This window comes from Spirochaetales bacterium, assembly GCA_016930085.1.
In the GTDB taxonomy this organism is placed as follows: domain Bacteria; phylum Spirochaetota; class Spirochaetia; order SZUA-6; family JAFGRV01; genus JAFGHO01.
This window is the reverse complement of sequence record JAFGHO010000115.1, coordinates 16,533-30,223: the sequence shown is the minus strand read 5'-3', so window position 1 is coordinate 30,223 and position 13,691 is coordinate 16,533. Positions and strand designations below refer to the sequence as shown.

Genomic DNA, 13,691 nt, shown 5'->3' with positions numbered 1-13,691 from the left:
TGGAATGGACGAACCTCTGGTGTACCAGTTATCCTGCCAAGGGTAATTGCTGGGTAGCCATGTTCGGAAGGGATAACTGCTGAAAGCATCTAAGCGGGAAGCCCACCTCAAGATGAGGCAACCCATCTGTTTTAAACAGACTGAAGGTACCAGAGAGATGATCTGGTTGATAGGCTGGAGGTCTAAGTGCGGTAACGTATTCAGCCGACCAGTACTAATTTACCGTGAGGCTTGACCATATTATTGATTAACCCTTAAACCTTAAAAAGGAATCCGTATTACACGTTCGGCGGAAAAAGCAAGCGTGTCATACAGAATCCTTATAAGAATAATTTACCTGGTGACTATAGAGGAGGGGTTCCACCCGTTCCCATTTCGAACACGGAAGTTAAGCCCTCCTTCGCCGATGGTACTGCCCCTCACCATTTTCGAACCGATGAAACATACGGGATCGAAAGAAATTAAATCGAAAATGGCGAGGGGTGGAAGAGTAGGACGTTGCCGGGTATTTTTTTTATACAAATAACGATCGAACCTCATAGATAAAAAAAAGAATAGAATAAGCGAACATAAAGAAAAAAAACGGCATTGATGAAGATAATCTGTAAAACGGCAAATGAATAATGGTTGTTAATTTTTAAAAAACAAGGGCCGCATTTGCGAGAAAAATGTAACCTTTAAAGCCGGTAACTGTTTATAAAATAAATATTATTTAACAAGGGTAAGTTTACCTCCTTTCCTTGCCCTGGGGTATAAAAAATTGGGGCTGACCAATAAGTTTGGGCAGCCCCTTTTTTTATTCGGTGAAAATAATATTGGCTAAATAAAAATGATGAATACATATCAACAAATAAACGGTGACAAAAAAGAAAATAAGGAGTATAAAATAAATAAGTGAATTGGATGATACAAGGATAACAATGATGAAAATATTGATCGTTTGTCCGATGAATGATGAATATAAGGCTGCCTTAAGCGTATTCAAGAAATCGAAAGAAATGGAAATAGCGGGATTTAAAATATCCAATTTAAAAGCGGGAAATTATGATACGTATATAATAAATTCAGGTGAAGGAAAGGCGCGGGCGGGGATCGCTACGGCATTTGGTATTGAGGCGGTATTACCGGAATTTATTATCGACACAGGATCATGCGGCGCGATCGATGATACTGTTGCAGCAGGAACGATAATTATTGCAACCAGTTGCCATGAATATGATATTTCAGGTTACGGAATACCGGAAAAAAAATTGAAGCGTATGCTGATTTCAACCGGATTTGATAAATTCGGTGAAAATCGTATAATAAAAGAGGGAGCGAACGTTTCCTGCGGCGATCAGGCATGCGGTGAAATAATCGTCAATTCAGACGATAAAAAGGCACGAATTCGAAGACTTTTTAACGTCTGTGCGTGTAACTTTGAAACGGCAGGTGTTTTTATTTGCGCTTTGAAAAGAAATATCCCGTGTTTGAGTATTAGGATAATAACGGATAAAGCGGATGAAAATGTGCATAAGGATTTTAAAGAGAATTTCGATAGTGCTATTGAAAAACTCTATACGTATATCAATGTTTGTATTGAAAAAGAATGGTTTTCATATATAAAGGATTTTTGGGATAAAAAGAAAATAATTGTTTATTGATTTCCTGGAGGCCTCTGTTGACAAATAATGGGGAAATAGATAAATATGCGGAGAAAATGGTAGAGACCCAGATAAAATCACGTGGAATTTATGACGAAAAAATATGTTCTGTCATGAAAAAAATACCCAGGTATCTTTTTATATCGGGGGCTTCCAAACAGAAAGCATACGGTGATCACCCTGTATCAATCGGTCAGGGGCAGACGATTTCACAACCGTATATTGTCGCGTTGATGACACAACTTCTGGATATCCGGACCTGGGACAGGGTGCTGGAAATCGGAACGGGGAGCGGCTATCAGACAGCGATTCTAGCGGAGATTGCCCGGGAGGTGTATACGATAGAAAGAGTACCGTCACTCTTTAAGAGGGCGATGATGGTACTCCAGGCAATGGAATATAAAAATATACAAGCGCGTATCAGTGACGGCTCCGAAGGGTGGGCCGAGGAGGCCCCTTTTGACAGGATTATCATTACTGCGGCCGCTCCGACGATACCGGAAAATCTGATCAGGCAGCTTACCGATAACGGCATCATGGTTGTCCCGATCGGCGACTATAGAAGCTACCAGGTGTTGACGGTTATCAGGAGAATCGGTCATTCATTTGAAACAAAGGAAAGTATCGGGTGCAGATTTGTCCCGCTTATCGGCAAATATGCGTTTGAACCTTAGGTTTTGTTAAAAAAAAAATTATTTATCAGGAAATGATATAGAAATTAACGCAAGTTTTACTATAATAGTAACAGGAGCAGAATATGAATGAAACCGAACAAAGAATACAGCTGGTGACATTCCAGCTCGGTAGTGAAAAATATGGTATTGATATAATGGATGTGAAAGAAATTGTCGGGATGATCGATATCAGGCCGATACCGAATGCACCGCCCTATGTCGCAGGTATTCTCAATCTGCGAAGCATCATCTATCCGATCATCGATCTGCACAAACGATTTCACATTAAAAAAGCGGAACTTTCGGATGACGATAAACTTTTGAGCGGCTATATTATTATCGATGTAGCCGGAACCCAGCTCGGCATTATCATCGACAGGGTATCACGCGTTGTATCAATCGAGCAGAAACAGATTCAACTACCGCCGAAAATAATTTCAGGAATAGGTGCGGAGTATATCCTGGGGGTTGTGAATGAAAGCGGTGATTATCTCATTATATTGAATATAAAAAAGCTTTTTGATCCAAAAGAGTTGCAGCAACTCACTAAAATTAAACAATAGGTTAACCAATGATTCCGATATTTAAACCCACGATCAAGCGTAAGCATATGGATAGTGTCCTCACCTGTATGGTTTCAGAAGAAATAGGTCCAGGAAATCGTTCACATCAGTTTGAATTAAAAATGTCCGCATTTCTTAATCTTTCAGGGGGTCTCGCATTTTCAAGCTATTATAATGCGCTTCGGATCGCCCTTGATATCATCGATGTGAAGCCTTCCGACCATATCATTCTCTCATCGCTTTCTCCGCAAATATACGGATATCTTTGCGAAGAAAACGGTTTTATCCCTTTAACCGGTGATGTCGAACCGGAAACGGGAACCCTCAGCGTGGATGAAGTCGAGAAACTGCTTCCCCGGCAACCCAAGGCGATACTCCTTCATTCTCCCCTCGGTTTCCTTCCCGACTTCGAAGGATTGTCACAATTCGGGATTCCCGTTATAGAGGATATATCACAGAGTTTCGGAAACAGGATGGGAGAGGATGTATGCGGTACGTTCGGCGACATTGCCGTTCTCTCATTAGCTTCTTCGGGTATTGTCACATCGGGCGACGGCGGTATAATTCTCACCAAACATAAGAGTATTTACAGGAAAATAAAGGAAAAAAAAGAACGCATTCCGCGGGATCTCCTCCTGTCCGACATAGCGGCCAGCCTCGGGATGTCCCAACTAAAAGATGCAGATGCCTATATATCGCGAAGAAAAGAAATCGAGAGGGTCTTCTCACAGGCTATTATGAAATCATCTCACACGACACTGAAACAAAAGCTCGATGCGGAACCGGGATTTTATTCTTTCCCCGTTGTCCTCAACGGAAGTATGAATGATGTAAGGAAATACGCCCTTAAAAAGAATATTGAAACACAGCCGGCTTTTCTCGATTCGATCATTTCTTTAACCTCGGCGGAGAAGGGAGAATTTCCTCATGCGAAAAATCTGCTGCTTCGCTGTCTGCTCTTTCCACTATATCCGATGCTCGGGAATAAAAATATTGATTTAATCGCACGAGTCCTCTCGACGCTTCCATAGTTTCATGATACAATAGCTGATTGAGGCAATCGGTTTGACGAGTGGTTTCCAATTATAAACAATGCAGACATAGTTACGATCAATCTGATAACAGGTCATGAAAAGGGCATGAAAAAAAAGATCCGTGATATTTTAATCATAGCCAACTATTCAAAAAACGACGTTGAATCAATTATCGAAGAAATATCTTCTTATTTCGACTCCGGTAACGTAGATATCGGTGTTTTCGCATACAATGACGACATCCGTGAATCACGGGCGGCTACTGCCGATATCGCCCTTTCCCTTGGAGGCGACGGCACCCTTCTTCATAGCGCCCGGCTTTTATCACGATTCGGAATCCCGATTCTCGGTGTCAACCTTGGTGATTTCGGGTTTATTACGGAGATTTCGCGGCACGAATGGCAAGACGCACTGGATAAATACCGGGAGGGATTGCTGAGTATAAGCGAACGTGTCATGGTAAAGGTCGAAGTCGAACGGGAAGGAAATCGGATTTTTTGCTCGACGGGATTGAACGACGCCGTTATCAGCGCGTATGGTATTTCCCGCATAGTATGGTTTCAGGTGTATTTCTCCGAAACCTATGTCGGCCGGTACCGCGCCGACGGGGTGATCATCGCCACACCAACGGGTTCAACCGCCTATTCAATGGCGGCGGGAGGCCCGATCCTCCACCCTGAAATGGAAGCCCTCATTCTCAATCCGATCTGCCCCTTTACCCTTTCAAACAGACCGATTGTCGTACCGGGCAGTGAAGTTCTCAACGTCGTTGTCGAAAAAATACAGCGGACCGATATTATTCTCACCATCGACGGACAGGAAGTATTTTCACTGAATCCGGGGGATAAAATTATATTCGCTCAGGCGGGAAAAAAAGCAAGGATAATCAATTCGGATAAAAGAAATTTTTATGAAGTGCTGCGGACAAAATTAAACTGGTCGGGAGAACCACATGCTTGAAGAATTGGCAATCCATAATTATGCACTGATTGACAGGGTCAATGTAAAGTTCAGTGAGGGCTTGAATCTTCTGACTGGCGAGACGGGAGCAGGCAAGTCGATTCTGGTCGGTGCGCTTGGTCTCATTCTGGGTCAGAAAACCGATGGATCCGCCATCAGAACAGGTGCCGAAGAAGCCCTGATTTACGGTATCGTCAATGTATCGAAAAACAGGGAAGCCCGAGAATGGCTTCAGGAACGTGGTATCGCGGTCTCGGATGATACGGTGATATTGCGAAGGGTCGTAAAGCAGTCGGGAAGGGGAAGTATCTATATCGGGTCGACACCCTCGACCAGAACGGATTTAAACGGGCTCGCGTCGCTTCTTTTTGATCTGCACGGTCAACATGAACATCAATCCCTGCTTAATGTCGAAAATCACAGGAAGCTGATCGACAGATACGGAAATACGGAGGAAGCCGCGAAACGCTTTTTCGGCATGTTTATGGAACTCGCTTCGCAGAAGGAAAAACTTTCAAAACTAGTCAGTTCGGAACGGGAACGGCTGCGGCAGATCGATTTTTTAGAGCACGCGATTACGGAGATAACGAATGCCCAATTGAAGCCGGGTGAGGAAGAACAGCTTGAAAAGGAACATAAAATCCTTGCGAATCATGAACGTCTTTTCCGACTTGTGGAGGAAATCTATCACGTCACGTCTGAAAGCAAAGGCGGCGCCCTCTCGTCACTCAGAAAAGCCAGGGAAGATATGGAAGAAATCGTCCAGATCGATACGGGACTTTCCGCACTCGGCAATCAGCTTCAGGACGCGTTTTATGAAATCGAGGATTTTGTTGAAAGCATACGGCAGTACCGTTCATCGGTCGAATATAATCCCAAGCGCCTATCCGAGTGTGAAGAGCGGCTCGATCTCTTGAGAAATCTCAAAAAGAAATACGGGGACACGATTGAGGAGGTTCTTGCATTCTGCAGGAAATCGGAAGAGGAACTGGAGGGAATTCAAAACTGGGAAGAAGAAAAACAGCGTCTGAAACAGAGTATCGCGGGATTGGAGGCTGACGTTAAAAAACTGGCGGGCGAACTTTCTGCTCAAAGGAAAAAATCGGCTGGAATATTACAATCACGCATCGAGAATGAACTCAAGGATCTCGGGATGCCCAAGGTACGCTTCAAGGTCGATGTAAAAGAAAAGAAAAATCCCGAGGGGAAGACCCTGTATACGCCGTACGGTATCGATGTCATCGAGTTCGTCATCTCACCCAATCCCGGAGAACCCTTCAAACCATTGAAGAAAATAGCCTCGGGCGGTGAAATATCCAGGGTTATGCTTGCCCTTAAATCGGTATTGGCGGAAGAAGATCATATTTCTTCGCTTATTTTCGACGAAGTCGATGCCGGAATCGGGGGTGAGGTCGCGATATCAGTCGGTGAAAAGCTGAAAAATCTTTCACAAAAAAAACAAATTCTTTGTATTACGCATCTTGCAACAATTGCAGCGAGAGCCGATAATCATATAAAAGTGGAAAAATATATCAAGGATAACAGAACCTTTACCAGGGTATACACGATACGCGGGCAGGCGGTAAAGGAAGAAATATCACGAATGCTTTCCGGTGACAGTAAAACCGAAGTGTCATTGCGGCATGCCGAGGAGTTATTAACGAAATATGGTACTTCGTAAGGATGGGAGAAAATGGCGAAGATAAGCAAACAGGCGCGAGATAAATATATAGAAAACAGCAAGGAATATAAAAGCAAGATCAACGCGATCCTGGAGAAAGAAAAAAAAATAAAGCTCACCCTTAAAAAAGGAGATCTCTCGCTCAATCCCAGAAGAATCGAACTGGCGGAAGACAATCTCGTTCTGGTTTCATATTATGTCGTCCTCAACGCTCTTTCGGTATCCATGCTCGGTATTAAAAATGAGTCTTACTTGAATGATGCGCGAAAATGCCTTTATAAAAGCATCATCTATCTCGAAGAGGCGGTGACACCGTACATCGATGTGCCGTTTTCCGAACTGGATGGGCATATGGCAAGCATCGACATGATCGACGACACCAGGCGGTACACCCTTGTTCGAAAACTGGGGTATTCGATTCAGGCTGTGGAAGACGGTTTCGGCGCGAACTCGAAATGGAAGTGGTCCTTTGTCGAACTCCTCGGCCGTTACGCGACGGTCGCGAAGAATTTGCTCGATCTCAAACATATGATCAAGAAACTCGATCCGAGGATCGAAGGATACGGAGAACGTTATAACTGGCTGGAACTGGTAAAACGTCTGCTTCAGAAAGCGGCGGATAAATACAGGGAAAAGTACGAACTTTCGACTCAACGCCTCGATGATATGAAACTGGCAATCAATTATCTCGGGTCATTGAAACGTCTGTATATCAATCTCAACGAAATCCATAATATCGATGTGGTGAAGAAAAAGATCGATGTCTGGAATACGAAAATGGAAGCCGACTTGAAAAAGAAAGAGGAAGAGAAAAAGAAGCGGGGCTACGTATAGGGGAAGGTGAAGCCGGACAAGGAAGAAAACGGACGAGACGATAGGCGGCCGATAGAATAATGAGGTACCGGTTGATTTCCGTAATCACCTTCACAATAATGCCGCATCCTTCGGAAAACGTCGCTTGCAGGGGCCGTTTTTCCTATAGAAAAAGAAGCATTATGGAATAATCGCCTCAAAACCCGGCTCATACAGCAGTATCGCTTTGTGTGCAAATAGCGACCAAAAATTTCTTAACGGTTATCATCTTCATGAGAAGGAGGGGTTAATCCGTGCAGACTGTCCCACGGAAGAAGTTCGGCGATGGTTGTTTCAACCACCTCCTCGTCCCCGGCCATGATAATCGAAAAATCATCGCGGACAAACTCGCTCAGGACCTGTCTGCACGCCCCGCATGGAGGCAGTGCGGTTTTATGGTCCGGGCTGTAAATACAGACGGCAAGGAAATCGCGTTTGCCGGATGCGACCGCGGAATAGAGAGCGTTTCTTTCGGCGCATGAGGTCAGGCCGAAGGACCGGTTTTCAACATTAGTGCCGGTAATGATCGTCCCGTCACGGCAAAGCAGTGCCGCGCCGACCCGGAAAGAGGAATAGGGGGAGTATGATGTATGCGATGCCTTTTTTGCCGCCTCGAGGAGATTTTTTTTGTGTATTTTTTTCACGATTCGGCCATCCTTTTTTATGAAATCAGTCCTTGTCTCATCCCGGTCTTGACAACCGGGATGTATCTCTGTAGGATAGGTGCAAAAATACAGGCTATGATATCAGATTAATACGGTTAGGGACAGCAGGTGAGTAAAAAAAGAAAAATCAAGGGCACGATTATTTTTGCTTTCATTCTTTATGTCTTTTACCTGTTGGTTTTTCCTTTCCCGACCGGAAAGGAAATCGTTGTATATCCTCACGAACTCTATCACCTTTCAGAAGCCGCCGAAAACATACCCGATGTCCTGACGAACGAAAAGCCGGGATGGTTCAGGAACGCGGATCATTTCGGGTATATCGACGGTGACGGCAGACTCATCTATAAGGATACGGTCCTCTATAATGTCACCTTGTCGGAAAATGGATTTATAAATTATTCTTCGATACAGGATGAAAATCAGGCCATGGTTTTTTTTAATCCCTATGGTGAGTTTATTTCTAGTTTCAACAATCCGGGGTATCCGCTTTTCAGCGGAAGCGGCGACCGGTTGTTTCTCGTTAAGACAAACGCAACGGGATTATGTGAAATTACCTTCGAGGGTGAAAAAATATGGGAAGCGGAGTTCGCTTCTATCTTAACCGGTTTTTCCGCGGGCTCCGATATCGTTGCTGTCGGTCTTTTAAACGGCATCATAAACATATTCGATCGAAGCGGGAAATGCATTCATACCATTGAATCCCGGGAAAGCCGATTGTCTGTCATTTACGGGTGCCTCGTAAGCAATACGGGAAGGTATATTGCAGCCCTTTACGGTATCGATAAACAAAAACTCGTCATTATCGAGAAAAAAAATATGAAATTTTCAGGTCCTGTTTATTTCGACACGGGGACCGCGTTCAGGCGGCCGGTAATCCTTCGTTTCTCCCCGTTCGACAGGTTTTTGTTTATCGAGGGTGAAAAAGAACTTCTTGTTTTTGATGTAAAAGCTAGGATATTTCATTCGATCGTTCATCGGGGAGAGCTTATCGATATTTGTCCCCTTACGGAGAGTGACATGGTCGTTTGTACGTCACGGGGACCATTAACCTCGAACAATAAAACGGAGATTACATTTTTCATACCACCTGCCCGTGAAGTGATAAGGACGGTCTGCGGGGACATGAATATCCGTACCGGTAAGGCAGGAGGCTTTTTGACGTTCTGTACGGATGACGATCTTTTGGTCTGTGAGGTAACGGAACGATAAAATGAAAAGAATACAACTGGTACTGATACTCTCACTCACTATCTTTATCTGCTATGGATTCGACTGGCCGGTCGTCAATAAAGCCGTCATGAGTACGTTTTGCCAGTATGAAGGCGGTGATTTCAATCCCGGTATTCTTTTTGCCGGACGGGGAGAGAACGTGTATCCGATAGCGGACGGGGAGGTGATTTTCTCATATGAAGAAAAGCGGGAATTTTCCCCGGTTCCCTATGGGTTGGGAAGCTTTATCGCTCTCTGGCATGAGGGCGATATACAATCGGTATACGCTTATCTCGAAAAAGGCTCGATCAACAGACGGAACATCACACCCGGGCGGGAAGACGTGCTGGCGAAAGTCGGAGACACGGGGGCCACGATCGGCGGCAACCTGAACCTGATGATTTTCAACATCGAAGAGAATGAATTACTTAATCCGATCAGAAATCTTATTCCTTTTTTTACGGACAAAAAAAAGCCGGTTATCTCGGGCATCTTTTTGAGACGGGCCAATGATACCATCAGACTCGATGATGATATCACGATAACTGCCGGTGAAGGAGAAATCCTGATCAACGCCTATGATCTTCGCGAAGACACAAGGAATCTGTGGGAACTGGCGCCGTACGAGTTTTCTTTCATTCTCAATGGCCAGGAGAAAACGACAATTACTTTTGAGAAATTACGGGAAGCGGAAAACAGGCTTGTCCTTTCTCATACCCGGGAAACCTGTTCCGATGTGTATGAATCGGCATGGATGATCCGGTTGGGACATTTCGATTTTTATGAAGGGACATCCCGGATTACGATCGTCGTGAAAGACGCTTCCGGGAACTCGGCGACGAAGGATTTTATGATAACCGCCGTAAAGCGGTGACCGCGGGCTTTTGATGATAATCGGTATATATACCACTTGAGGCCAGATGACGGAGTGCGGGAACAGGGGTGAAGACATTTTATTCGGAATACAGAGAAGGCTCTTCATATAAAAAAGTGGCATGCAATGTCTGCGGGGCGGACAGTTGTAAATGTATTATGCGGGGAGATCATCATGTCTTTGTCAGATGCAATCACTGCCGGCTTGTTTTTCAGAATCCGCAACCTCTGATGTGTGATCTTAAAAATCGATATACATACGATTATTTCGAATATGAAATATCCAATGAAAAAAATTTTTTCGGATTGATGAAACTGGGGCTTAAAGACATCGGGTTCGATGATATACGGCCCACCGATTTTTCGGGGGGCGGCAGATTTCTGGATATCGGGTGCGCCACCGGTATGCTTCTGGATTACATGAGGGCGAAGGGATGGAATGTATCCGGTGTCGATATCTGCAGGGAATCGGCCGAATACGGCATCGCGAAAAGAGGTCTTGATATTTATATCGGTTCTCTTCATGAAGCCCGTTTTGATGATTCTTTTTTTTCTATCGTTCATTTTTCCCATCTCATCGAACACGTGACTGACCCGAGGGGGCTGCTTGAAGAGGTGTACAGAATCCTCGAACCGGGCGGATACGCGATCGTCACTACGCCCAATATCGGCGGATTCCAGGCGCGATTATTCGGAAAGGAGTGGCGGTCGGCGATACCGGATCATCTCTATCTTTTTACCAAACCGACTCTTTCCCGTTTGTGCGGCGAGGTCGGATTCACCGTCGTCAGGCATATTACATGGGGCGGCCTCGCTGTCGGAACCGTACCGTTATGGATAAAAAAACCCGTCGATACCCTCGCGAAAAAATTCGGTTTCGGCGATGTCATGCTTTTTCTTGTTAAAAAACCGGCGGCGGCGCTTCACGGCGATACCGGACGGCTGTCTCCTCCGCCCGTGCCTGAATGAGGCTTTTGTCGGGCGGCAGTTTCGTGCCGGTTCAATGATGCGTGGATGAGGTATCGCTCACCGGCATATATCGGGACGATACGCGATGCATCGTTTCACGACCGGTAAAAATTCCGTGCCGCTACAATATCTCCGACAAAATGATCGTTTTTTACAAGCCGGACGAGCTGCGAAAGCGTTTGAAGGTGGACTTCCGGAGAAAGATCTTTTGGACCGAGCAGCATGACAAGCACTTTGTTGTTTTTCATTTCCTGAAAACCGCTTTTACCTTTGTCGAATATATAAAAAACCGATACGCGCTCGACACACGGGACATGTGCGTGGACAAGGAGGACGTCTTCTTTTATTTGTATGGCCTCTTCGGTAACGATGCGGGTAATCGTCGAGAATAACACCGATTTGTCCTCCTCCGGAAGAAGAGGAAACATTTTTTCGATGAAAGCCGAAATCAATGCATTGAATGTTTCAAATCCTTCCGTGGAAAATATCGTCTGCGGGTCAATCGTCGTTCGAAGCTGGGGGCCGTTGGCCGTGCGTACTGCCTCACCTCCTGTGATTTTTTCGCACGGATACAGTGAAATAAAATTATTGTACGGAAAACTCCGGCAAAACATTCCGGGAAGCCTGTTCAACCTGGGACGCCACGCCGGTCTGCCGATTCTTATATTGAATAACACGATCAGGTCGGTCTGTTGGATTCGTGAGGTGAGTGCATTCGGCAGGTGTTGAAGCGATAGCGTTTCGTCTACCGTGCAGGAACATCGGGGCGGACGTGACATAACGGTTTTTATCACGGCGGCGTTTTTTTTGTTTGTGGTCTGGAGCGATAGGCCTGCATTGATTGCTGAGGAGAGTGTTTTCAATAACGAGAGTGCTTCCTGAAATCCCTCGAGCTTTTCGATAAACGGCGGTAAAATGACGACGATCCGGCTCGTCCCGTTCAGCGGGGTACACATCCTGCAGACGAGCATCGCCTCATCGAGTTTTTCGAGAATGCCGTCGATGATCGTGCTGTAGATGCCGGAATAAAAATATTTCGGACCCGTCCATTGTGTGATCAGTATCGTCCCGCGGTTGTCCCTGAAACTGCGGAAAATGCCTTCCTGTATTTGTGTTTCCGACCGAATAACCGGATTCAACGGAATACCGTGCGAAGACCCTCGGAGTACCGCGTCCGTCATGACGCGTTCCGCGGCGTCGAGTTCATTTCCCTCCGGTTCATGCCCGGAGATAATCATCACGGGATAGACCGCTTCATGGCTGTTTTCGGGCCGGATGTAGAATGCGAGATCGAGCAGCAGAGAGAGATTTGTCTGGTCCTTGACGGCGACGACGAACCGTTGGGGTCTGGCGATGTAGGTGCTTGGGGTTTTCTGTTCCTCCAGGGCCATATAGCGTCCCGCCCGTTCGGTGACGAAGGTTCCGGCGCTGATCGTCACCATGATCATGATAATGGTGCCTGAAAGAATATCTTCGTCGAACAGTCCGAGACTGTACCCGACGAGTACCGCAGCAAGCGTGGCGGCGGCCTGGTTGACGCTCATGCCGAAAAGAAGTAAACCTTCTTTCAGATTCATCTTGAGCAGACAGCCGGTGAGTCCGGCTGCAGCCGCTTTCGAAACAACCGCTATCGCCGACATTACCCCTGCGATTATCCATGCCCGGGGAGAAATCAGCATATGCCGGAGATCGATCAGCATTCCGACGGAAATGAGAAAAACAGGAATAAAGAGAGCGTTGCCGATAAACCGGATACGGTTCATGAGGGAACTTTTCTCCGGTATTAGTCTGTTGAGCGCCAGGCCGGCCAGAAACGCGCCGATTATCTTTTCGAGGCCCATGATATCGGCCGTCAATGAAAAAAGAAACATTACGGCCAGGACGAAACAATACTGGATGATGTCATCCGGCGCGATACGGCGGAAAAAATATTTACCGATAACAGGCACAATAAAACGTATCATTACCACGGTAAAAAAGAGAAATCCCGCGAGTTCCATAAGAAACAGATAACTGAGATTTCCCCGAGCATTGCCCGCTATGACGGCGAGTATAAGAATCGCGATGATATCGGTAAGGATCGTTCCGCCCACAGCCGCCACGCTGCTTCTGCTTTTTGCAAGACCGAAACGTGATATGATCGGATAGGTAATGAGGGTATGGGATGAAAACATGCTCGCGAGCAATATGGAAGACGGCAAGTCAATCCGTATAAAAAATATGCCGGCAGCCGTTCCCATACCGAGGGGGATAATAAACGTGAGGATTCCGAATACCGCGCTGTCTTTTTTTCTTTGCGTAAACTGAAGGAGATCGATTTCAAGACCGGCTAAGAACATGATGTAAAGCAACCCGATTGTGGCTGGCAGATCGACCGCCGCGTCCTTTTCGAGAATGTGAAAACCGAAGGGGCCGACTGCGATGCCCGCCGTGATAAGCCCGATGATGACGGGGATTTTCAATTTAGTAAAAACGAGGGGAATGACGATGAGGAGGACGGCGATAACGCCGTAAACAGCCAGCGGGTGATGATAAGGAGGCAGAAAAGCGGATACATCCATATCCTCA

General features: G+C 45.8%; 12 protein-coding genes and 2 rRNA genes. 12 read left to right on the top strand and 2 right to left on the bottom strand.

The annotated features are described in order from the left end of the window. From JW881_19465 to JW881_19425, 9 genes are all read left to right on the top strand, one after another. Nucleotides 1-239: ribosomal RNA gene (locus JW881_19465) — 23S ribosomal RNA — on the top strand; the annotation flags it as partial. Between the two features lie 97 nt (nucleotides 240-336). Beyond that, nucleotides 337-460: ribosomal RNA gene (rrf, locus tag JW881_19460) — 5S ribosomal RNA — on the top strand. A gap of 460 nt (nucleotides 461-920) precedes the next feature. After that, entirely contained in the window at nucleotides 921-1,643 is a 723-nt protein-coding gene (locus JW881_19455) for a 5'-methylthioadenosine/S-adenosylhomocysteine nucleosidase (protein MBN1699702.1), read from the top strand. Nucleotides 1,644-1,699: 56 nt separating this feature from the next. Next, complete coding sequence (locus JW881_19450; GenBank protein MBN1699701.1) at nucleotides 1,700-2,317, top strand: protein-L-isoaspartate(D-aspartate) O-methyltransferase; 618 nt, start codon at nucleotides 1,700-1,702, stop codon at nucleotides 2,315-2,317. Nucleotides 2,318-2,400: 83 nt separating this feature from the next. Then, nucleotides 2,401-2,880, top strand: coding sequence for a chemotaxis protein CheW (locus JW881_19445; GenBank protein ID MBN1699700.1), 480 nt, complete (start codon nucleotides 2,401-2,403; stop codon nucleotides 2,878-2,880). 8 nt (nucleotides 2,881-2,888) lie between these two features. Then, nucleotides 2,889-3,911, top strand: coding sequence for a DegT/DnrJ/EryC1/StrS aminotransferase family protein (locus tag JW881_19440; protein ID MBN1699699.1), 1,023 nt, complete (start codon nucleotides 2,889-2,891; stop codon nucleotides 3,909-3,911). 108 nt (nucleotides 3,912-4,019) lie between these two features. After that, a complete protein-coding gene (locus tag JW881_19435; GenBank protein ID MBN1699698.1) occupies nucleotides 4,020-4,874 on the top strand; it encodes an NAD(+)/NADH kinase in 855 nt (284 codons plus the stop codon). Then, nucleotides 4,867-6,555 carry a DNA repair protein RecN gene (gene recN / locus JW881_19430; GenBank protein ID MBN1699697.1) on the top strand — a complete coding sequence of 563 codons (1,689 nt, stop codon included), beginning with the start codon at nucleotides 4,867-4,869 and terminating at the stop codon, nucleotides 6,553-6,555. The genes JW881_19435 and recN overlap by 8 nt, the downstream gene beginning before the upstream one ends. A 12-nt stretch (nucleotides 6,556-6,567) precedes the next feature. Then, the gene (locus JW881_19425) at nucleotides 6,568-7,389 is read left to right on the top strand and encodes a hypothetical protein (protein MBN1699696.1); all 822 of its coding nucleotides are present in this window, start codon (nucleotides 6,568-6,570) and stop codon (nucleotides 7,387-7,389) included. A gap of 233 nt (nucleotides 7,390-7,622) precedes the next feature. Here JW881_19425 and cdd read toward each other — a convergent pair whose 3' ends face one another. Then, the gene (cdd, locus tag JW881_19420) at nucleotides 7,623-8,051 is read right to left on the bottom strand and encodes a cytidine deaminase (protein MBN1699695.1); all 429 of its coding nucleotides are present in this window, start codon (nucleotides 8,049-8,051) and stop codon (nucleotides 7,623-7,625) included. Nucleotides 8,052-8,180: 129 nt separating this feature from the next. On the opposite strand from cdd, the gene JW881_19415 reads away from it, so the two are divergent. The 3 genes from JW881_19415 to JW881_19405 all read left to right on the top strand — a co-directional run bounded on the left by JW881_19415 (nucleotide 8,181) and on the right by JW881_19405 (nucleotide 11,123). Further along, nucleotides 8,181-9,281 carry a hypothetical protein gene (locus tag JW881_19415; GenBank protein ID MBN1699694.1) on the top strand — a complete coding sequence of 367 codons (1,101 nt, stop codon included), beginning with the start codon at nucleotides 8,181-8,183 and terminating at the stop codon, nucleotides 9,279-9,281. Nucleotide 9,282: 1 nt separating this feature from the next. Beyond that, complete coding sequence (locus JW881_19410; protein MBN1699693.1) at nucleotides 9,283-10,155, top strand: M23 family metallopeptidase; 873 nt, start codon at nucleotides 9,283-9,285, stop codon at nucleotides 10,153-10,155. A 68-nt stretch (nucleotides 10,156-10,223) separates the two neighbouring features. Continuing rightward, nucleotides 10,224-11,123 (top strand): class I SAM-dependent methyltransferase, encoded by a 900-nt coding sequence (locus JW881_19405; protein ID MBN1699692.1) that lies wholly within the window; start codon nucleotides 10,224-10,226, stop codon nucleotides 11,121-11,123. 95 nt (nucleotides 11,124-11,218) lie between these two features. Here JW881_19405 and JW881_19400 read toward each other — a convergent pair whose 3' ends face one another. Then, on the bottom strand, nucleotides 11,219-13,684 hold the full coding sequence (locus JW881_19400; GenBank protein ID MBN1699691.1) for a cation:proton antiporter: 2,466 nt from the start codon (nucleotides 13,682-13,684) through the stop codon (nucleotides 11,219-11,221). Between the last annotated feature and the right edge of the window lie 7 nt (nucleotides 13,685-13,691).